Below are 20,203 nucleotides of genomic sequence, written 5' to 3'. Positions count from 1 at the left end.
GCAATGGCATAGCCGCGCTACAATGTGCCTATTCCATCACCAACTTATAACCAGATCATGACACTGCGCATCCTCGCCACTGGCGGCACTTTTGATAAACACTATGATGAAATCGCTGGCAAACTGAGTTTTTCTGAGAGCCACTTACCAGAAGTGATACAACGTGCGCGTTTGACTGTGCCAGTCGAATTAGAAATTTGCATGTTGATGGACTCTTTGGATATGGACGATAGTCATCGCCAGACGATCTTGCAAGCCTGCCAGCAATCCGCAGAGAAAGCCATCGTCATTATTCATGGCACTGATACCATGCGTGAAACCGCCGAGGTCTTAGGTGCCGCCAATCTCGGTAAAACTATCGTGTTTACTGGTGCCATGATTCCTTACGACATCGCCAATTCAGATGCTTTTTTTAACCTTGGATTTGCTTGTGCCGCTGCGCAGTTGTTGCCTGCTGGCGTGCATGTGGCGATGAATGGCAAAATCTTCCCGTGGAACGACGTACAGAAAAATCGTAGTGCCGGCGTATTTGTGAACAAATAAGGACAATCACAATGAGACTGCTGCTTGCCACCCTGTTGTTTTGTTTTTCTACGCTGGTTTCCGCAGCAGAAACCCGGTTTGATTCGCTGTATTTTTTTCAGTCAGAAGAAACCATGCAGGCCAAAGGCATAACGATAGAGAATCTCGGTCGTTATTCACGTAAATTGCAATCCGCGATATATCGTTCACTTAAAGCTGCAAAGTTGCCGCCGACCTCTGGCTATCTGATCGTTGCTATACGTTCTGACGGCGCGGTCACGTCATGGCTGGATATGAAGCCAGCCGTGCATGAATTTTACGATAATCAGATCTACGATGTCGTCCAGAAATTACCAGTAATGGACGTTAAAACTGGCATCTTTGTATTCGCTATCAAGATGTCGCTAGAAACACCTGTATTCACCAAAAAGCCTGTACCGGAACCCGCCGATTGGGTTGATACAAAGAAGAAGCTGAACAATCCGAACGACATAGAGCAACTGGTTTTTTCCGTTTGGCCTGAGTAAGCGTTCATGATGTGGGGACGGTGCAACCGGCCAAATCTAACGACCGCCTCGCAAACTGCATAGCGTTACAATCTTTTCCAATTTTTTCTCATTTGCGGATTAATATACAAAGTCAGCATTAGTATTTTTTCCAAATAGTGCCAAAAAGAAATTTTTCGTTTGATTTGTTGATAAACACAAGTCGCAAGGAAGAGGTGAATGATGCAAGCTCATCACGCATACGCAATTCCGGAACACGATCAAGCACTACGTCCGTGGACGTTCAAATTACACCAATGGATTTTTTATCTGTTTTTTGCTCTCCTGGTGATTGGCATGCATTCCGCCTATGCGGTGGAATTGACGATATATACCGAAGACTGGCCTCCCGTGAGTTTTAAAAACGGTGATAAAACCGACGGCATGGCGGTGGATGTGGTCGAGGCACTGAAGAAGCGGGTAGGTAGCAATGCGCAGATACAGCTAGTTCCCTGGAATCGTGGTTACAAGGCCTTGCTCGAAGAGCCAAACGTCATGCTATTCACCGTAGGACGTTCTGAGGAAAGAGAAAAACTCATGACGCTCGTTGGACCCGTGGCGGTTTCTCGCACGGTGCTGTACACCCGTAAAGGTAATGCCGCCAAATTATTGTCACTCGGTGACGATATTCACGAGGTGGCCGTTGGCGCTTATCGCGGGAGTATATTCGCAGATACGGCAGTCAAAAAAGGTTTTAAGACCTTGGATTTGGCTTCCACGCCTCAAGTCGTGGCAAAGATGTTGATGATGGGGCGCTTTGATTTGTGGTCCGAAGGAAGCATCGTGGTGCCTTCCGTCTTGAAAGAAATCGGTCACTCGGTGGATGAAGTCGAAAAAGTCATGGTGCTCGATAGTCTGGAATTGTATCTGGCATTTTCTTCGAGAACACCGTTGGCAACCATCAAGCAGTGGGAAGACGCATTACGACAAATGAAAAAAGACGGCAGCTTCCAAAAAATTTACCAAAAATGGCAACCCAATGAAGCGCCACCGCTAGAAGTGGTCAGGCTGGGATTGACCGCTAATTGAGATAAAAAAAGCGCCGACACATTAATATTTGTTGGCGCTTTTTTTGACAGCTTATTGTTCCTAAGTGATCAAACCATCATTCTTAAACATGGTCTTTAAACCGCGTAAAGCCTGTCGGATACGCGCTTCATTTTCGATCAACGCAAAACGCACATACTCATCGCCGTATTCACCAAAACCGATGCCCGGCGAGATACACAGTCTGGCTTTTTCTAATACTTGTTTTGCAAATTCTAAAGAACCAAGATGACGATATTGTTCTGGGATATGCGCCCAGATGTACATCGATGCCTTCGGTTTTTTAACCATCCAGCCTAGCTCGTGTAAGCCTTTGACCAGCACGTCACGACGCGCCTGATAAGTATCGCGGATCTGATGGACGCAGCTTTGATCACCTTCCAGTGCCGCAATCGCAGCGACCTGCACTGGCGTAAAACTACCATAATCGTGATAGCTTTTAATCCGCGCTAAAGCTGCGACCAATTCTTTATTGCCGACCATAAAACCAATGCGCCAGCCCGCCATGTTGTAGCTCTTAGACATGGTAAAAAATTCGACCGCCACATCGCGCGCGCCCGGCACTTGCATGATCGATGGTGCTTTCCAGCCGTCGTACACAATATCGGCATAGGCCAGATCATGTACCACTAAAATTTTGTGCTCTTTCGCCAGTTTGATGACGCGTTCGAAAAATTCCAGTTCTACACATTGCGCAGTCGGGTTCGATGGAAAACCAAAAATCATCATCTTTGGTTTTGGATAAGTTTCGCGTATTGCCCGTTCTAATTCCGCAAAGAAATCCACGCCAGGACTCATGCGTATCGAACGTATATCGGCACCAGCGATCACGGCGCCGTAGATATGAATCGGGTAACTGGGATTGGGCACTAATACCGTATCACCTTTATCCAGTGTCGCCAGCATCAGATGCGCGAGGCCTTCTTTCGAGCCAATGGTGACGATCGCTTCATTGTCGGGATTAATCTCGACTTCATAGCGATCTTTGTACCAACGCGATATCGCACGGCGCAAACGCGGTATGCCTTTGGAAGCGGAATAACCATGCGTATCGGGACGTTGTGCGACTTCGACTAACTTATCCACAATGTGTTTTGGTGTCGCCCCGTCAGGGTTGCCCATGGACATGTCGATGATGTCTTCACCACGACGACGCGCCGCCATTTTAAGCTCGGCAGTAATATTGAAAACGTAAGGAGGAAGGCGATTGATGCGAGCGAAGGAAAAGTCAGGTGTGGACGTAGCGCTGCCCTCACCGACTGAACCCCGACCCGGCGGAGTTAATGTATTGGTCATGATTAAATTGTCCTGTTATGACGTAACGCCCGGAACCGTCCGAGCGACGCATCCTTACCAAGTATGGTGAGGACCTATTGATTCTAAGCGGCAAAGCGCAGGATAGACAAGTGATTATTTATCGAACCAGATGCCAACAACATAGCAGTGTTTTGGTGCACCGAATGGCGCACCTGAACCTTAAAAACGGGGATAATCAAAATATAACTTGTTAATGATAATGATTCGTATTTATAATTATGGCTTGTATCATTTTATTTCAGGAATATTGTGCGCCACACCCCTTCCCCGACCACGTCCTTTAAAAATTCCATCGTTCGTATTTCCTCAACGCGTCGTTTATGCGCATTAGCTGTGAGCGCGGCATGCGCATTTCCTCTCATAGGCTATGCGCAAGCAATTGACGCAGACAGTTCCAAGTCTGGTGAAAAGCAGCCAGAAATAGAAACGGTGAGCGTCTCTGGAAGTTGGTTAGGTACGGGATTACAAAACAATGTGCAAAAATTTGCCGGTAGCCGCACTCAGATGTCGATGGCGGCAATCCAGGACAGTGGTGCGGCGAGTATCGAAGAAGTCATGCGCCGCATTCCAGGCATACAGGTCACCGATAATTCTTCCAGCGGTGGCAGCAATATGTCGCTCAACATCGGCGTCCGTGGATTGGATGGACGATTCTCTCCACGTTCTACGATTTTGTTGGACGGGATACCCTTAGCAGTCGCTCCTTACGGTCAGCCGCAACTCTCGTTTGCACCGGTTTCCCTCAACAGTATCGAATCCGTTGATGTGGTGCGCGGTGGTGGCGCGGTACGCTATGGCCCTCAAAATGTCGGTGGCATCATTAACTTTAATACCCGTGCAATCCCAGATGTGCCATTTACCGGAGACGCCAGCGTTCGCTATAACAGCTACAGCCAGGGTGGAAATAGCAAACAATACAGCGCCTTTCTCGGTGGTCAGCGCGACAATGGTTTGGGCATGGCTTTGCTCTATTCCGGCGCAGACGGAAGTGGTTGGCGTCGACACAGCGAAGAGCATAGCAGCGACCTGTCATTGAAGACGCGCCATGAAATTAACTCGCACTCAGAATTCAACGCTAAAGTCGGTTACTACGAGGCGACGTCGAATGTGCCGGGTGGTTTGACCAGCGCGCAGTATGCTGCTGACCCCTATCAATCACAACGCAATCGTGATTATTGGCAGGGCCGTCGCAGCAGCATCGCATTGGATTATCTCAATACCTTATCCATAAATCAGGAAGTAGAGGTCAAGACCTATTTCAATAGCAGTTTCCGCACTAGTGCAATGGCGAATAATTTTGACAGTAAAGCGACCAAAATCAATTTACAGCCGCGAAATTATAATGTCTTCGGCATAGAGCCACGTTTTACTCAACGTTTGCAAAGTGGGGATTGGCGTCATGACATTACCGTTGGTTACCGCTACTTGCACGAAGGCTCAAGTGAAAATAGCTACGACCAAAATCTGAATAATGCGCAGAGTGTTATCAAGCGATCTTCGCAGAATAGTAGCGATGTCAACGCGGTGTATATCGACGACCAGATTGCATGGCAACAATGGCGTATTACACCGGGCTTGCGCTACGAATCGGTCAATGTCAGCCGATACAATAATCTGAACGGTTATAGCGACACTGAAAACTACCGCCAGCCCTTACCTGCTTTGGGTATTGCATATATCGCCTCGCCTGCATTGACGCTGTTTGCCAACTACAACACCTCGTTTGGCAGCGTGCAATTTTTGCAGTTAAATTTGCAAAACTACGGCAACCAATTGCAGGCAGAAGTGGCCAAGACCGCAGAACTTGGCGCGCGTTGGAATCGTGATGGCCTAAAATTAGATGCCACGGTCTTTGACCTGCGTTTCAATAATCAAATCGAATACGTCAACACCTATTTCCTCAACCAAGGCAAAACTCACCATCGTGGTGTAGAAACCAGTGTTGAATATGCATTCGAAAAAATCAATCCCTTGTTATCGGGATTATCTGCCTATGCGACCTACGCTTACACCAATGCCACTTTGGAATCAGCGGAGTCCGGTGCTAAGATTGGTAATGACTTACCCTTTTTTGCACGTCATGTCGATACTCAGGGTGTGCGCTATCAGCGTCAAAACTGGACGCTCAATTTCAATAGCACGCATCAATCCGGTCAGTTTGCCGACAATGCCAATACGGTGAAAGAGAGCGCCGATGGTACCAATGGTTGGACGCCTGCGTATCGCCTCTGGAATGCACAGATCGATTGGAAAGCTTCGTCAAAATCCCAATGGGAAGTTTCTTTGGGGATCAATAACCTGACAAATGTGCGATATTTCACTCGTACTACGGATACCAATGCAGGCAAACTTATCGGTGCGCCTCGCATGACCTACTTGCAATTCCGCAGCAAATTCTGATTTGTTCTACATTTGATCGCCGCGTCTCTACAATTGACGCGGCAGTCCCTTGTTTAGTGTGAAAAAACTCTCACCAACAATATTCTTACGCAATCCGGTAAACTCACGCATGTAGTGCCATATCCGCGCAGCATGACCCGTTTTCATCCATTGCAACCCAGGAGAGTTTTATGTCACAAAGCCAAGTCGGTATTTCGCAGCCTTTGCCTGCCCATGCAACTTATTTGCATTTTGATCTGAACAACAACGTCAACAAAGATGCTGTACACCAAGCTTTGCAAAACGTACAGCGTCTGGTCGATGGTGAACGCATCGTGCTGGGCGTTGGCGCTAGTCTGGCGACATTATTGAAATTAAATATCATTGGTTTGCGTGATTTTACTGGCATCCCAGAAAGCAAAGTAGAACTACCCGCGACGCCCACCGCACTATGGTTGTGGTTGCGCGAATCTGATCGCGGACAACTGGTACATCAACAACTTCGCATTCAACAAGCATTAGCGCCAGCCTTCGTATTGCAGCAACAAATAGACGGGTTTAAATTCGACAATGGTCGTGACTTAAGCGGCTATGAAGATGGAACAGAAAATCCGCAGGATGAACACGCCATCGCCGTGGCCATTGATGTCGATGGTGGAAGTTACGTGGCAACGCAAAAATGGCTACATCATTTTGACCGCCTCGCACACATGTCACGTGGCGAACAAGACGACATGGTAGGTCGCCGCCAATCGGATAATGAAGAATTAGACGATGCGCCTGAATCGGCTCATGTGAAACGCACTGCGCAGGAAAATTTTGAACCTGAAGCGTTTGTGTTGCGCCGCTCTATGCCGTGGTCTGCTGGCAAGGATGCTGGATTTTACTTTGTGGCTTTTGCTACTTCATTTCAAGCATTTGAAGCGCAACTGCGTCGTATGTCTGGTGCCGAAGATGGGATTACCGATGCGCTGTTTAAATTCACACAACCACTCACCACATCATATTTCTGGTGCCCACCAATGAAGGAAAAACAGTTGTCACTTGATTGGTTGCTTGTCTGACGTTCAAATATCAGCGGCGTCTTAACCAGATCAAGGTGCCGCTGATGGCGAACAGCAAGGGCAATAATCCTACGAAGCTGATGATTATCTTGCCGATGATGCCGAAAATTTCACCGCTATGCAGCGGGAAAAAATAACTATAGAACAGTGCCTCTTTACTTGCCTTTAAAGGATCGCGGATTTTAATGATCTTGCCATGAAGCGCATCCACAGTCACACGCGTGGCACCGCTTCCTTCTCTTAACTCTCCAGGCTGATGCAGCCTTACTTCAAACTTGCCGTCTATTTTTTCCGGAAAGCTGATGCGCGTGACTCTCGCCATTAGAAATTCTTTTTGTGCCAGATCGATGATCTGATCGGGGTTGAGGTTTTTGATTTCGCTGTCAGTGAAATTATTTTCAGTTGAGGCTTTTACTTCCTTTGAATCTGCGGTAACCGAGACAACTTGTTTGACTATCGGTGTGATCCAATCAGGTTGATTAAAATAAATGCCAGTGATCGCCAACATGAGCAATAAGGGGGCTGAATAAAAACCTGCTGCTCTGTGTAATCGAAAATTAAAGCGTTTCCACGAACCTTGATGGGATATTGTTATTGCCTGCCACCACGCTTTTAATCGCCACACTGGCCACCACAAATAGATACCGCTCAAGGCGATTATTGACAATACGATGCCGTTGATGCTGACCAGCAATTTACCATTATCGCTGCCCAAAAAATTTCTATGCCACGACATCAGGCTCGGGACAAATTGCGATCGTGAAAAACTGATTTTATCTGGCACTCTTTCACCAATCATTGTTCCCGTATAGGGATTTATCATCATCTGTTTAGTACCAGGTTTTTTATTCTGATCGCTGGCTTCTTTAAACCATGCAACAAGTGCTTCATTTTCTTTTTCTGGCAGTTCCAGCATTGTCAGTTTGCCGGTCGGATGATGTTGTTTTGCCTGTTCGACGAGTATTGATAATGTTAATCGTTCTCTCGCGACGGCATTTCCGTTTTCTGGTGCGGTAACCCGTAACAATCCGGGATTAAGAAAAGCATCGACTTCATGTTTCCAGGTAATGATTGTTCCAGTCAGTCCTTGCAAAATGAGAAGCAAAGCGAATGGCAATGCGAGCCAACAATGGAGGAGACGTAAAAATTGGTATCTGAACGATGGCATAGAAGAATAAAAAAATGTACCTGTTATTGTGGGAGTCAATACAGGTACAAAGAAAAATGGCAATGAATTATTATTGTGCGTTTTAGTGCGTCAAATAGATTTACTCATCAGTGTCAGGGATACCCGTTGCTGGCGCTGGTATCGCAGCACGAATGCAGTCAGAACGTAAATAAAACAGATCGGCCAAAACAGCTGTGCCACAGGCAAATAAGCCATACCCAACGAGCCAATTGCAATACCAGCGAGTGCTCCGGCTTTTGCCGCACTGTTGCCCAAACCCAGCACCCATCCTTGTTGTGCATCACTGCTCTCCTTTGATAGCAAGCTGTAAAACACCGGAAGCAATGCTGCCAGAAAAACACCCCAAACAATACGACTGAACACGATTTGCCACCATTGATGACTGAGTGCCTGAAAACCTAAGATGATGGCACAAGCCCAACAACAGTATTCTATCTCACGCAACACCGCTGACCTTGACTTGTGCGCAAAGCGTTTTGCCCAAAACGGCGCGGCGACGCAAAGTCCCACTGCTAACGCGCCGTAACAGGCACCGGTGAGCCACGGTGGCGCATGTAAAACCTGGTCTGCATAAATAGCAAAAAAAACTTGGGGCATCATTTTGGCACTTTGAATCAAAACGATAGCGAATAACATTCCAAGTAAAGGAGAAAGAGAATGTGCGCTATTGCTGTGAATTTGATTTTCTTCAGCGTTGACAAAGACAGATTTTTTTGTGCCATTGACAGGTTGCAGACAAAATAGGGTAGCGAGAGTGCAAGTACCGCAGATGAGTGCTGCGATCAAATTAATTTGATTGAAACCAAGTGACCCATAAATATATCCCCCCACCATAGGTCCCGATACTGATCCGATAGCCGTTGCCATCTGCAAATGTGCCATCAAAGTTCCTCGCTGGTCGCGCTGAATTAGACTACTGCCATACGCTTGTGCCGTCGCAATAAAGCCAGCAAGTGCGCCTTGTAATAATCGGGCTATCAGTATGCTAAAGACGTCGTCACTGAATGCAATCCAGAATTGCGTAACGGTTAACGCCAGCAAGGCGCGTACCAACATCATTTTATGACCGGTACGATCTCCAATTTTTCCCCATATTGGGCTGCATAACATCGTCATGATCATTGGACCAGCATAGGCCATTCCGCTGGCCCATGCTAAAGCCATTGTTGACATGGACGTCATCTGATGCAGATGTTGCGCCCAAAAAGGGGCACTCATTTCCATTGACCCCATCGCTAAAAATTGAATCAAAAATAAACAGTGCAGCGATTTTTTCGTCTGATCGATGAACATTGTCAATTGACCGAAAATGGTGCTAAAGGATTTGGCATGGACAAGCAAATATCATCGACCGTATCATTGAGGCGCATACGTAATAAAGACTTGACTGGCCAATCTTCAAACATCACCGCCTGACGTTCTTTTTCCCATCGTTGAGGATCACAACGATGACGAACGTGTTCAAAAATTTTCGCGCTGTTGTCGTATAAAATCTGCCAATAAGCATCTTCATGTTGGCTATAACAGCGCGCCAATAGCACTGCTAATTCCGCGAGATGGCAAAGCATGGTTGTATGCAAAAATTTTTCGCGGACGATGTTGGGGTCATCAAACAAAATATGACCGGCTTGGTGATTCTCTAGTCGTAGGCCTTGCGAATGTAGCGTTGGCGTATAGATGCGTATGTCGCCAAAATCCCGCAATAGCAATTGCGCGACTGTTCCGTTTTTGTTTAAGAGAACCAGACTGTTTTGCTGATGAGCCTCGAAGGCAATGCCATAAATGAGATATGCACTCAGGCTCGCTTGTAGCACGATATTGCTATAGTCACGGAAGTAGCTCAACGCACCGTTCCCATCATCACCAAATGCAGACGCCACTAGTTCAGTGACGAATGCTTTGCCGTTGATCGGGGAATCCGCAAACAAAGCTGCAACGGGAACAGACAGATGACCTGGCTGAATTCGTGTCATTGGATTTTCCCGAAAGAGTATGGATAAATGACGTGCGCGGTCTGCGTCGTCGTTAGGATCGATAAAATGCAATCCGACCTCTTCGGCTAAAATGTCGAGGGAGTCATCAAATCCGTTTTCCCGGCGGATCAGTTCACGTAATAAACGACTGACGCGCGGACCCATGATGGTAGCTTTGGGCGAAACCGTTCTTTGTGCACTGGTGAGTTGCAAAGACAAGGGAAGCTTTAAATGCGGCGCGAGATGGTTGTTACTACTCGCGACAGTTCTGAATGACATGGTTGGTGAGGTTCGCAGGCGCGGAAAATCGGTGTCGATTAATAGCAAACCAGCGCGGATTTCAGCGGCAAATTTTTCAGGCAAAACGTGCTCTGCCTGATAAGGATGTATCGGTAAAGGCAACCATGCATCAGTTGGCAGACCACGCTTTATTAAGCTTTCAAACCAAATGGACATTTCCGTTGGATATTGTATTGCCATCCATTGCGTATACGTTAAGTCTGGTTGTACGCTGCTGATTCTGGCAACGCTGGCTTTGATCGCACCGATCACTAAATCAAGCTGTGGTTGAAATTCTGGCGAATAGGCGAAAACCTGTTCCTCATTTAAACCCGTTTTGCTTTTGTGGCCTGGATGAAACGGATGCCCTATACAGCCCCATTGTTCAAAGAAAAGCGCTGAATGGTTGGTAATGGCATTGCTGTCATTGACCATCGTCGTCCATAAGCTTGTTTGTCGAGCTTGTAAAATCTGGTTGAGCAGACTTGCCGACCACTCTTGTCGGTATTGGTGGCACAAAATATCATTTTCAACGCTATTTTCCAGCTCGGTCTGGAATCGTTGTTGAGCTTGCGCACTATACTCAGTGCTTTCGGTATTGAGAACGCTGAGCAATTCTGATGAGGTATCGATGATATGTGGAATTTTTCCGCTTTGATGCACGGCAATCGCACCACCGATATGGCAATGTCCGGCGCGACCAAGCTGCAGCCCTTCTATTCGTAACATCCGCTTCTTTGACCATAAGGGGAGCCAACTGGTGTCGCCAGCTGTAACTAAATCCTGGCGGTTCAAGAAACCCTCGCGCAATAAGGCCTGTAATAATCTGTGCAGGCTTTTTTTGCGTGCCTTTTCACTCATCCATCCGTTGCTTTTGTCGCCTGCCAAACCATTGCTTTTAACCGGTAAATTCAGAATTGCGTTCATAGTCGTCTTCCTCAAAGATGTTCTTATAGTAATGCAAATGAGAATGATTCGCAATAATGAAATAATTTGTTTTCATTTCTTCAGTGAGTCGATGGGAGTGCAGTGAAAAAAGTAATTCAGTGAGCGTCTCGCATCCGTCCTCGCGATGTTGGACGACCTATGGATAGTAGAAAAATCTCTTTATGGGGTAACTTATTTCTTGCAAAGAAAAAAGTTTGATTTTGTTTACTTATTGGAGTGATATCTGTAATCAAATCGTGTTGTTCATCATTTACAAGTAAAGTTTGCCATATTGTTGTTTAGCGCTTACGAACTTCCAGGCATTTACAACGTAACGCTTGTATGCTTTGAGCATACTCAGTAGAGTATCAATTTGCATGCTGATTTTGTCCTTATAGATAATGCACAGGAGATAAAAAATGGCAGATACTCCCCCCCTCAAAATTGTTCAAGGGAACGCCTTAAGTGATACACAGAAAAAGGATTTGCTCCACCGATTGGCTCGAATCGAAGGGCAATTGCGCGGAGTGCAAAAGCTGATCGCCAAGGCAGAAAATCCAGAAGATTGCGAGGGCATTGCACAACAAATGTCCGCAGCGCGTAAAGCCCTCGATCGTTCGTTTGTCACTTTGTTGACCAATTCTCTTGTCAGCCATACTGATAAAGCAACGACCATAGAAGAAGCGCGCGAAGCGAGTCAACGTGCCGCCGCTTTACTCGATAAGTTTATTTAATATAACGCGACAAAGTGCATCATAATTTATGAATATTTTCCGCACAGGACAAAACGATCACCTTATGTTCTGTCGTATGAGTCGGTCCGGCATCTGGAAATGCGCTAGTTTTTTGTCGCTTAGTCTTGCCTATTTAATTCTTATTTCAGGGATGTTTTTTGTCTCGGAAGCCCCCGCAGCTGAGCCGCAAAAAGTGGTGTTGTTCGTACGTGAATTGAGGAGCGAATCGGGTGAAATTTTACCGCTGCGCGACAATGTCCGAGCCGTACTGACTTACTTCGAACGACAATTACATATCCAGTTTGAGATTCATCGCTATCCTTTGCCGCGTATTTTGGCTTACGCAAAAAATGGCGAAGGTATCGTGTTTGGTCTTTCAAAGAACCGTGAACGTTTATCTCAATTAGTGTTTTCTGAGGCTGTTTACGCCAATACAGTCTGGATGATCGCGCGTAGTGATAACACGTTCAAATTCGACAGTATTGCAGATCTGAAAGGCAGAACAATAGGGATTGTTCGCGGCGCTAGTTATGGTGATGATTTCGATAAACAGAGTAATGTTTTATTCAAAGTTGAAGATGATGTCAGTTCGAATTCATCACGGCTGAAAAAATTATTGAATAAACGCATGGATGTCATGTTATTGAGTACATCTTTTACACAAGCCGTAGATGTTGAAAATTATCTGCGGCAGGGCTTTCGTGTAGAAGGGCAAACAGATGAGCAGAACATGCAATCCGGATTTGTTGTGTTGAATAAACCTCTGATGAGTGACGACTTGCATTTCGCGACAGCTCCCGGTGCGGGTGAAGTTTGGATCAACAAGTTAAATCAGGCGATTATCAGTGGAAAAAAATCTGGTGAAATCGCCCGTTTGATAAATACAATGAACAAATAACCGACACTATATCAGGCCGCCAGATGGCGGCTTTGTCTTTGTGGGGTAGCCTTTGCCACGGCAGGCGCCTTTTGTTCGCCAGCACTGGAGTTACCCTGCTTATGTTTTGCATTGCCAGCGTAATCGCTGGAAACCAGTGCCATCACGGTTTCTTTATTCATGCCACGTTGTTCTACCAACCAGGTCGTTACCAGACCAGCCAGACGATCTAAAGCAATCCTGTGCGTCGCATCGGTATTGGCATACACCCAATCAGAAAATGCCATAAAGTTTTCAAATGGCGATTCGCTGAGAATGACCGGCAAGGTATTCGCAAAACGTCCTGAGTTAGCGACCATATCCCAATAGCGGGCAAAGCGAACCAGTCTTTGCATCGCCGCAAAGGGGACGTCTTTATTGGCAAGGATGGTGTACGGTGGCATTGGATCAAAAGCCAGCTGAAAAGCTTCGGTGTGGCGGATGATAGGCGTGCCACGCAAGCGTTTCAGAATACCAAATTGAATCTCATGTGGGCCTAAAGCGACTAATTTGTTGAAACCTTCAGCAAAGCTTTCCATAGTCTCGCCTGGCAGTCCTGCAATCAGATCCACATGCAAATGGGCGTGCGAGTGTTCGCATAACCAGCGGATGTTTTCAGCGGCTTTATCATTGTTTTGCTTGCGGCTGATCAGGCTTTGCACTTCCGGGTTAAAACTCTGAATGCCGATTTCAAATTGCAGCGTACCGTCAGGGAATTTTTGTATTCCTTCTTTCAGCGCATCAGGCAAATGGTCGGGTACCACTTCAAAGTGGGCAAACACCGGATCATGCGGTGCTGCTGCGAGTTTATCCAGGAAGAACTGCATGATCTTCAGGCTGGTTTTGACATTCAGGTTAAAGGTGCGATCAACAAATTTAAACAAACGTGCACCGCGCTGATACAGGCTTTCCATTTCTGCCAGAAAGGCGTCAATATCGAACGGCCATGCAGTTTTATCCAGTGCAGACAAACAGAATTCGCATTTGAATGGACAGCCGCGTGAGGCTTCCACATACAGCGTGCGGTGGCGGATATCCTGATCTGTGTATAACGCGTACGGCAGTTTGATTTCGTTCATCGGTGGCTGCAAACCGGCATGCACCTTCATTAAAGGTTGTGGGCCTTTGATGATTTGCTGACATAAATCAGGGAAGCTGACGTCACCCCAGCCAGTAATGACGTAATCTGCCAGCCGGATAATTTCCTGATCGTTGGTTTCATGTGATACCTCAGGCCCACCCAGCACGATCACAATCTCTGGTGCAACTCGTTTTAGAACAGCAACGACCTGAGTAATTTCGACAATGTTCCAGATATAGACGCCAAATCCGACAATAAATTTTTGATCAGGCTGGCGATAGGCGAGAATTTTTTCCACAATATCCGTACTACGCGCACCGATCACAAATTCATGAATCTGGGTTTGCGATTGCAATTCTCCCATGTTCGCGAGCAAATAGCGTAAACCCAGTGAAGCATGGGCATAGCGGGCGTTGAGAGTGGTGAGCAGGATAGTCATGGAGCAGAAAATACAAGGAATAAGCCGCTATTGTACAGCCCGCGCGAACCCTGCCTCGAAATTCACAGCATGATGGCCGTAAAAAAAGCCCTGTTTGATAACAAACAGGGCTAAAAATCTTAAAAAATGTCTTTAAAGTCGTTTAAATGGTTTTAAATGTATTAATTTTTTGAATTCGGGCCTTTTTGCACAGGGTTAATTACATGGTAACCGCGAACTGTAAGCCCATATCGTCAGAGGACATCAGTTTCTGAATATCCATCAATATCAGCATGCGCTCTTCGAGTGGCGCCAGTCCGATTAGAAAATCTGCTTCTATCGTTGAGCCTATTTCCGGTGTTGGCTTAATCTGATCTTGGGTGAGGGTGATAACGTCAGAAACACTATCGACCACGATGCCTATGGTTTGACCCGAAATATTGAGGATGACCACGACCGTAAATTGATCATAGTCTGCTACGCCAAGCGCAAATTTCATGCGTAAATCGATGATAGGTACGATAACACCGCGTAAATTCATCACACCTTTCATGAAATCCGGGGCATTCGCAATACGGGTAACCGCTTCATAGCCACGTAATTCCTGTACGCGCTGGATATCAATCCCATATTCTTCATTACCTAGGGTAAATGAAAGAAATTCCAGCGGCGCATGATGGCCGGAACCATCCATTTGCTGTCCGCCCATCGTACTAGCTTGAGAACCGCTGTCGTTCGACATAATTAGTTTCCTCGTTGGGGCGTAATCCTTGTAGGTCTACGCATTGGTCGTATTTATCTGATTGACGCTGTTTTCTCATATTTGCCTGTGAGCAGACAGGATTGTACCGCGCAAAATGCTCTGCATTTCATAGTAGTGCAATGCGGTTTCATTTTCCAGCAATAACTTTTTCATCTAATAAAGCCGAATTATTTTTGTATCACGAAGATCAAAAATCCAACAAATTGAAGGTGTTCTATGGCAAATCCAATCTGAAGCCAGCGTGCTTTACTCCTTACTTTTAATGTTTCACCCCCTGAATTTTGCAGTTCGTCACATCCTGCTGGTGGCTTGACGAGCATCCGCCTAAAGTGGAGACATCAACCAACCACCTCAGGAGAAATAAAATGAAAACATCAATCAAAACCAGCGCCGTATTAGCAACCGCATTGTTTGCTAGCGTACTCGCCGTCGGGAATGCTTTTACTGCTCAAACCAACCCAACCCTGAGCCAAAAAGCAGAGATTCCTACTGTTGTTATCACCGCTCAACGCATGACTGAAGATCAAAAAATCGCGTTTGATACTAAACAATCAGACGTGCAAACCGTAATCATCAGTGCTAAACGTTTAACTGACGAACAAAAATTAGCAATGGATCAGGACCCACAATACGCGTCTCAAATTGCGACCAGAAATAACCGCCGTGCTGCAATCTGATGAGTGAATATCAAATGCTAAAAAATAGAATCCAGTACTTGCAAACCCTTATTCAAACGGTAATTCGTGCTTATCGCCACGCCCCAGTTTAAATCACGAATTATCAAAGCAAAATGATTTGTCCGTTCCAGCCAAACTCATACAAATTCTTTTGCTTTGATAATTCTTTAAGCCTGGGCCTGATTCAGTTGTTGAAAGCACTCAAGCAAACCGGAGCTAGCTGACAATAAGGCTGCCGCATCTGATTCTGTCATCACGCCATGATTGACCAGTAAGCGCAAGCGGGCAAGCTGGTCAGCTTGTTGCAAACAATCGGCCAGCTCGGAAGCTTGCTCAGTTGTCCCATGTTTTCTGGCAATCGCGCGTAATACTGGTTCAGGGAATTCCCATTGTTCGCCGACATGTAAAGTGAGTAGTTCAGCCTGTTTAAAAAATGCCGTCTGAAAACCGGCAGACATCGGCAATTTTTCTGTGACGCCGGTTCTATCGACCAGCCTGAATGCAATCACTAATCCAACGTTTTGTAATAAGCCTGCGAGGAATGCTTGGAAACTATCGAGTTGTCTTTGCTGCGCGAGCAATTGACATGCTAGTGAGCTCTTTTCAGAGTGCTCCCAGATAACTGGTGCGAGTTCTTTGGCAAGTTTCCCACTTTGCGTCTGGATAATCGGGCGAAATGCGGTACGCGCAATCAGCATACGCAAGCCATTAAAACCAAGTAACTGTATTGCACTATCAAGGCTGGTCACGCGGTTGATCGGACTGTAATAAGCACCGTTAACCTCATGCAACAGTTCCGCGACCAGTGCCACATCTTTAGAAATTTGATGTGCCAGGTCGCTAGCAGACACATTGCTTTCACGCAGGCTTTTTAATACCTGTAATAAAACGGTGGGAACCCTGGGCAATAACTGAGAAGCGGCAAGATCGGATTGGCGTAGTTTTTCTAGCCCTGAGAGTATGGTTTTTTCCACATAAGGGCTGGCTGCACCAAGGTGGTTTGACATCATCCATTTTAAATATAAATGATCAAACTTTTTATCTGGATTCCATACTTCTGGTGGTTTTTCGATGATTTCAGGTACTGGTACCGTCGCCGGTTCGATTTTCGCGACGACAGCAACTGGCGGTTGAAATGTTGCCGGTTGCGTAGTCTTTCCAAAAAGGCGTCGAAAAATATCTATCACTACCAATTCCTATCACAGCTTGAAGAACGGAAGACAAGAAAAAACGAACACGGCCCGATCTGGAAAGGATCGCCACGCCATTCATGTATTTTAGATAAAAATATATGTTTATGGTATCCGATATCATCAGCCTTACACAAGGTTACGCCTATATTCTGTGGGTTTCCGGATATGGCATACTGTGCACGCATTTTGCGTTAGTCCAAAGAAAGTACCCACCTATGAACACAGAAGAACGCCTGGTTGATCTGGAAATTCGTTTGTCGCGCCAGGATGATCTGGTCGATACTTTAAACACCCAAGTCTATCGCCAACAGAAAAAAATTGATGAACTAGAAGCTTTGCTGACTGCCATGGCGGGCAGAATGCGGGAATTGGCGGTAACGGCTAGCCAAAGGACTGCGGTAGTAGACGAGCGTCCACCTCACTATTAAAAAGGACTTCGGCAAAAACGCCCCAGCTACGTTATGGCGCCTTGTCGTACGCATGTACTGCCCGCGTCGTCATTCCTTGCTGGAACGCTTTTGCGAAAGTCCTCGACGGAGCGCAAAAACGCCGCAGCTTCGTTCTTGTCTATTTATTTTAATTGGCCAGACTGGCAATCAGTGACTGCAAATCGTCATCAGATTCGGTAAGAATTTGACGCAATGAGGTCTCTTTAAATGGAAAGTCGATGGTAGCAGCGGTTTGCTCAACCATCACCACATCGCGATGATCAAGCGGTGAGGAGCAACTCGCCAAATCATTGGCCAGCAGCAAGGTCTCGCCCAGCGTTTCTGGCGGTGTCGCCCGCGCTCCATACCAGAGCGTTTCTATCGCGCTGACAATTCGTTTGGGTGCAAGCAATTGATGCAAAACTGATCTTCCGATATAGATTTCGTGATCTTCATCGAGAATATCGTCTTTGTCGGTCTGATGGGGCTCAAGCAGCGACGGAAATTCTTCGGCGCGGGATAGGAGGTAAAAACTACTGACTTCGTGAACAACACCTGCAAATAATGCTGTCTCCGGGTCAATTTTGCTGACCTTTCTGGCCAGTAAATGCGCAAGCGCCGCGACATGTGCAGAGTGTAACCACAATTTTTCTATCATGGCTTTGATTTGAGGATTTTTGCTCATTTGGCTCAATTGTCGCATGGCGACTGCAACGACAACTGAGCGCAATGTATTGAAGCCAAGAATCGTAATTGCGGTTCTGATATTCGTAACGCCACCACCAAACCGGCTGTAGGCTACCGAATTGGCGATAGCAACAACTCGTACGGCAATCATTGGCTCTTTAGTGACCAGTTTGGCTGCGGTTTCAATTCCGCAGTCAGGACAATTTAAAGCCTCTTGAATCTCAAGCGTGGCCTGTATATTCGCAGGGAAAGTTAAGTCTCCCGTACGTGCTTGCTCAACAATTTTTTTTAATGCTTCCGATTTTTTCATAGATGTATATCGGCTGATGAGCAAGGCCGCACAAAAACCGAATTAATTAGTTAACATGAAGTCCCAGTACTTTAATTAATTTTCCTTTTGCGGCAGACAAGCCATTTTCCGCTGCTGGTTCGACTTTGTGAATATTAATACGGTTCCCTGTGTTTGCGGTCGGTGGCGTTCCAAGTTTAAAAGCAGAGACTGCACGCGCGAGATTTTCGGCTTGTTCTTCCATACTTTCCGCAGCCGCAGCCGCTTGTTCTACCAGTGCGGCATTTTGTTGCGTCATTTCATCCATTTGCGTAATGGCACGATTGACCTCTTCAATGCCAGCACTTTGTTCCTGACCGGCGGCAGTAATTTCTGACATGATATCGGCAACATGTTTAACTGACGTGACAATTTCATTCATGGTTTTGCCGGCTGCATCAACTAATTTTCCGCCAGACTCTACTTTTTCTACGGAATCACCGATAAGTGTTTTAATTTCTTTGGCGGCGCTGGCACTACGTTGTGCCAAATTGCGTACTTCAGATGCGACCACCGCAAAACCACGTCCTTGTTCACCAGCACGTGCAGCTTCGACGGCTGCATTCAAAGCCAGGATATTGGTTTGGAATGCGATGCCATCAATGACGCTAATGATATCGACGATTTTGCGTGAACTTTCTTTAATCGAGTTCATGGTATCGACCACTTTACCGACTTCTTCACCACCTTTAATCGCAAAGTTGGACGCAGACGTTACCAACCCGTTTGCTTGCCGTGCATTATCTGCGTTGTGTCGCACCGTGGCAGTAATTTCTTCCATGGAGCTCGCGGTTTCTTCGAGTGCGCCAGCTTGCGTTTCGGTGCGTGAAGACAAATCGGAATTGCCGGTCGAGATTTCGCCAGAAGCAATCGCAATGGCATCGGTTCCTTGCCGTACTTCACTGACGATATTAAATAAATTGTCGCTCATTTCCTTTAGCGCATTTAATAATTCGCTGATTTCATCGTCACCCGTATCTGCTTCACGGTGAGTTAATTCACCCGCCGCTACGCGTTTTGCAATTTGTACTGCTTCATCAAGTGGTCTGGTAATGCTACGTGTAAGGACGATTGAAAAAGAAATACCCATCAACAAAACGACACCGCCGATAGCGAGCAGAACAGTCACCAGTTTACTAGCGTTGCTTTCAGCGCGACTCGACAATTCGGCAGCCGCGGCATCTTCAAGATCAACCAGTTTATTAATCTCAAGTAAGGCTTTTTGTTGCAGCGGATCGATTTGTGTTGAAATCAGTTTGACTGCTTCTTCACCGTTAAATGATAGCAACATTTTGAATGCTTCTTTGGTTGGGGCATCGACCTGTTGGTCTATGCTGGTGACCGTATCAACGATTTTTTTCTCTTCGTCATTCAAACCTAAAGCCAGCAATTTGTCATGTGCGTCGTTGAATTTGGCGCGCTGATTTTTAATGACTATTTTTTGTTTATCGATTTCGCCGAGATCGGTTTGCATGCCAATATTTCGGATGGCTAAGCCACCTTCGAGCATGCTGCTTTTCATGTTTGCGGCAAGCGCCGTTTTACTATGAGAAAGTTCAATTCCTTTCATCATTGCCTGGCGATTTCTTGCGCTGAGCACGCTACCGGCAATCAGTATCAAAATTAAAGAAATTAAAATAACCCCAAACCCGACAGCAAGACGTGTTCCAATGCGAAGTTGACGAAAATTCATAGTGACCTCCAATATATAATTCTTATAGAACTGTTGCAAACTA

18 protein-coding genes are annotated in these 20,203 nt (G+C 46.2%); 9 read left to right on the top strand and 9 right to left on the bottom strand.

Going from position 1 to position 20,203, the window contains the following annotated elements; all coding sequences use genetic code 11:
* Window positions 1-57 precede the first annotated feature (57 nt).
* The 3 genes from ACO0KY_RS16180 to ACO0KY_RS16170 all read left to right on the top strand — a co-directional run bounded on the left by ACO0KY_RS16180 (window position 58) and on the right by ACO0KY_RS16170 (window position 2,096).
* Window positions 58-543, top strand: a complete 486-nt coding sequence (locus ACO0KY_RS16180; RefSeq protein ID WP_422992507.1) for an asparaginase domain-containing protein — start codon at window positions 58-60, stop codon at window positions 541-543.
* 11 nt (window positions 544-554) lie between these two features.
* Complete coding sequence (locus ACO0KY_RS16175; protein WP_423047760.1) at window positions 555-1,049, top strand: hypothetical protein; 495 nt, start codon at window positions 555-557, stop codon at window positions 1,047-1,049.
* A gap of 201 nt (window positions 1,050-1,250) precedes the next feature.
* Complete coding sequence (locus ACO0KY_RS16170; RefSeq protein WP_423047758.1) at window positions 1,251-2,096, top strand: substrate-binding periplasmic protein; 846 nt, start codon at window positions 1,251-1,253, stop codon at window positions 2,094-2,096.
* A gap of 60 nt (window positions 2,097-2,156) precedes the next feature.
* Here the strand turns inward: ACO0KY_RS16170 and alaC are convergent, their stop codons facing one another.
* Entirely contained in the window at window positions 2,157-3,410 is a 1,254-nt protein-coding gene (alaC, locus tag ACO0KY_RS16165) for an alanine transaminase (RefSeq protein WP_423047756.1), read from the bottom strand.
* Window positions 3,411-3,680: 270 nt separating this feature from the next.
* On the opposite strand from alaC, the gene ACO0KY_RS16160 reads away from it, so the two are divergent.
* Together ACO0KY_RS16160 and ACO0KY_RS16155 are read left to right on the top strand one after the other, a co-directional pair.
* On the top strand, window positions 3,681-5,831 hold the full coding sequence (locus ACO0KY_RS16160; RefSeq protein ID WP_423047754.1) for a TonB-dependent receptor family protein: 2,151 nt from the start codon (window positions 3,681-3,683) through the stop codon (window positions 5,829-5,831).
* A 170-nt stretch (window positions 5,832-6,001) separates the two neighbouring features.
* The gene (locus ACO0KY_RS16155; protein WP_423047752.1) at window positions 6,002-6,874 is read left to right on the top strand and encodes a Dyp-type peroxidase; all 873 of its coding nucleotides are present in this window, start codon (window positions 6,002-6,004) and stop codon (window positions 6,872-6,874) included.
* A gap of 10 nt (window positions 6,875-6,884) precedes the next feature.
* Here ACO0KY_RS16155 and ACO0KY_RS16150 read toward each other — a convergent pair whose 3' ends face one another.
* The 3 genes from ACO0KY_RS16150 to ACO0KY_RS16140 form a co-directional block, all read right to left on the bottom strand.
* The gene (locus ACO0KY_RS16150) at window positions 6,885-8,042 is read right to left on the bottom strand and encodes a PepSY-associated TM helix domain-containing protein (protein ID WP_423047750.1); all 1,158 of its coding nucleotides are present in this window, start codon (window positions 8,040-8,042) and stop codon (window positions 6,885-6,887) included.
* A 90-nt stretch (window positions 8,043-8,132) separates the two neighbouring features.
* Window positions 8,133-9,356: an MFS transporter gene (locus ACO0KY_RS16145; protein ID WP_423047748.1), complete on the bottom strand. Its 1,224-nt coding sequence runs from the start codon at window positions 9,354-9,356 to the stop codon at window positions 8,133-8,135.
* A gap of 2 nt (window positions 9,357-9,358) precedes the next feature.
* Window positions 9,359-11,242 carry an IucA/IucC family protein gene (locus ACO0KY_RS16140; protein ID WP_423047746.1) on the bottom strand — a complete coding sequence of 628 codons (1,884 nt, stop codon included), beginning with the start codon at window positions 11,240-11,242 and terminating at the stop codon, window positions 9,359-9,361.
* Between the two features lie 419 nt (window positions 11,243-11,661).
* Between ACO0KY_RS16140 and ACO0KY_RS16135 the strand changes: the two genes are divergently transcribed.
* Together ACO0KY_RS16135 and ACO0KY_RS16130 are read left to right on the top strand one after the other, a co-directional pair.
* Complete coding sequence (locus ACO0KY_RS16135; RefSeq protein WP_186912041.1) at window positions 11,662-11,976, top strand: metal-sensitive transcriptional regulator; 315 nt, start codon at window positions 11,662-11,664, stop codon at window positions 11,974-11,976.
* Between the two features lie 151 nt (window positions 11,977-12,127).
* Window positions 12,128-12,874, top strand: coding sequence for a substrate-binding periplasmic protein (locus ACO0KY_RS16130; RefSeq protein WP_423047743.1), 747 nt, complete (start codon window positions 12,128-12,130; stop codon window positions 12,872-12,874).
* Window positions 12,875-12,885: 11 nt separating this feature from the next.
* Here ACO0KY_RS16130 and ACO0KY_RS16125 read toward each other — a convergent pair whose 3' ends face one another.
* Window positions 12,886-14,412, bottom strand: a complete 1,527-nt coding sequence (locus tag ACO0KY_RS16125; protein WP_423047741.1) for a DUF4080 domain-containing protein — start codon at window positions 14,410-14,412, stop codon at window positions 12,886-12,888.
* 199 nt (window positions 14,413-14,611) lie between these two features.
* On the bottom strand, window positions 14,612-15,100 hold the full coding sequence (locus ACO0KY_RS16120; RefSeq protein WP_423047804.1) for a chemotaxis protein CheW: 489 nt from the start codon (window positions 15,098-15,100) through the stop codon (window positions 14,612-14,614).
* A gap of 419 nt (window positions 15,101-15,519) precedes the next feature.
* Here ACO0KY_RS16120 and ACO0KY_RS16115 point away from each other — a divergent pair, with 419 nt between their 5' ends.
* Window positions 15,520-15,831, top strand: coding sequence for a hypothetical protein (locus ACO0KY_RS16115; RefSeq protein ID WP_423047739.1), 312 nt, complete (start codon window positions 15,520-15,522; stop codon window positions 15,829-15,831).
* A gap of 167 nt (window positions 15,832-15,998) precedes the next feature.
* Here the strand turns inward: ACO0KY_RS16115 and ACO0KY_RS16110 are convergent, their stop codons facing one another.
* Window positions 15,999-17,018: an HDOD domain-containing protein gene (locus ACO0KY_RS16110; protein ID WP_423047737.1), complete on the bottom strand. Its 1,020-nt coding sequence runs from the start codon at window positions 17,016-17,018 to the stop codon at window positions 15,999-16,001.
* Between the two features lie 221 nt (window positions 17,019-17,239).
* On the opposite strand from ACO0KY_RS16110, the gene ACO0KY_RS16105 reads away from it, so the two are divergent.
* A complete protein-coding gene (locus ACO0KY_RS16105) occupies window positions 17,240-17,452 on the top strand; it encodes a SlyX family protein (RefSeq protein WP_186912099.1) in 213 nt (70 codons plus the stop codon).
* 148 nt (window positions 17,453-17,600) lie between these two features.
* Here ACO0KY_RS16105 and ACO0KY_RS16100 read toward each other — a convergent pair whose 3' ends face one another.
* Window positions 17,601-18,449: an HDOD domain-containing protein gene (locus tag ACO0KY_RS16100; protein ID WP_423047735.1), complete on the bottom strand. Its 849-nt coding sequence runs from the start codon at window positions 18,447-18,449 to the stop codon at window positions 17,601-17,603.
* A 46-nt stretch (window positions 18,450-18,495) separates the two neighbouring features.
* The gene (locus ACO0KY_RS16095) at window positions 18,496-20,160 is read right to left on the bottom strand and encodes a methyl-accepting chemotaxis protein (RefSeq protein ID WP_423047733.1); all 1,665 of its coding nucleotides are present in this window, start codon (window positions 20,158-20,160) and stop codon (window positions 18,496-18,498) included.
* Between the last annotated feature and the right edge of the window lie 43 nt (window positions 20,161-20,203).

Origin of the sequence: Undibacterium sp. Dicai25W (assembly GCF_049340505.1) — a bacterium.
In the GTDB taxonomy this organism is placed as follows: Bacteria; Pseudomonadota; Gammaproteobacteria; order Burkholderiales; family Burkholderiaceae_D; genus Undibacterium; species Undibacterium jejuense.
The sequence above is the reverse complement of the archived record's forward strand: the minus strand, read 5'-3'. Positions and strand labels throughout refer to the sequence as shown.

Excerpts from the sequence above, each read along its gene's own strand:
- ACO0KY_RS16155 (WP_423047752.1), top strand. The coding sequence starts at position 6,002 with ATGTCACAAAGCCAAGTCGGTATTTCGCAGCCTTTGCCTGCCCATGCA.
- ACO0KY_RS16150 (WP_423047750.1), bottom strand. The coding sequence starts at position 8,042 with ATGCCATCGTTCAGATACCAATTTTTACGTCTCCTCCATTGTTGGCTC.
- ACO0KY_RS16100 (WP_423047735.1), bottom strand. The coding sequence starts at position 18,449 with ATGAAAAAATCGGAAGCATTAAAAAAAATTGTTGAGCAAGCACGTACG.
- alaC (WP_423047756.1), bottom strand. The coding sequence starts at position 3,410 with ATGACCAATACATTAACTCCGCCGGGTCGGGGTTCAGTCGGTGAGGGC.
- ACO0KY_RS16180 (WP_422992507.1), top strand. The coding sequence starts at position 58 with ATGACACTGCGCATCCTCGCCACTGGCGGCACTTTTGATAAACACTAT.
- ACO0KY_RS16120 (WP_423047804.1), bottom strand. The coding sequence starts at position 15,100 with ATGGGCGGACAGCAAATGGATGGTTCCGGCCATCATGCGCCGCTGGAA.
- ACO0KY_RS16135 (WP_186912041.1), top strand. The coding sequence starts at position 11,662 with ATGGCAGATACTCCCCCCCTCAAAATTGTTCAAGGGAACGCCTTAAGT.
- ACO0KY_RS16095 (WP_423047733.1), bottom strand. The coding sequence starts at position 20,160 with ATGAATTTTCGTCAACTTCGCATTGGAACACGTCTTGCTGTCGGGTTT.
- ACO0KY_RS16170 (WP_423047758.1), top strand. The coding sequence starts at position 1,251 with ATGCAAGCTCATCACGCATACGCAATTCCGGAACACGATCAAGCACTA.
- ACO0KY_RS16130 (WP_423047743.1), top strand. The coding sequence starts at position 12,128 with ATGTTTTTTGTCTCGGAAGCCCCCGCAGCTGAGCCGCAAAAAGTGGTG.
- ACO0KY_RS16145 (WP_423047748.1), bottom strand. The coding sequence starts at position 9,356 with ATGTTCATCGATCAGACGAAAAAATCGCTGCACTGTTTATTTTTGATT.
- ACO0KY_RS16175 (WP_423047760.1), top strand. The coding sequence starts at position 555 with ATGAGACTGCTGCTTGCCACCCTGTTGTTTTGTTTTTCTACGCTGGTT.
- ACO0KY_RS16125 (WP_423047741.1), bottom strand. The coding sequence starts at position 14,412 with ATGACTATCCTGCTCACCACTCTCAACGCCCGCTATGCCCATGCTTCA.
- ACO0KY_RS16140 (WP_423047746.1), bottom strand. The coding sequence starts at position 11,242 with ATGAACGCAATTCTGAATTTACCGGTTAAAAGCAATGGTTTGGCAGGC.
- ACO0KY_RS16105 (WP_186912099.1), top strand. The coding sequence starts at position 17,240 with ATGAACACAGAAGAACGCCTGGTTGATCTGGAAATTCGTTTGTCGCGC.
- ACO0KY_RS16115 (WP_423047739.1), top strand. The coding sequence starts at position 15,520 with ATGAAAACATCAATCAAAACCAGCGCCGTATTAGCAACCGCATTGTTT.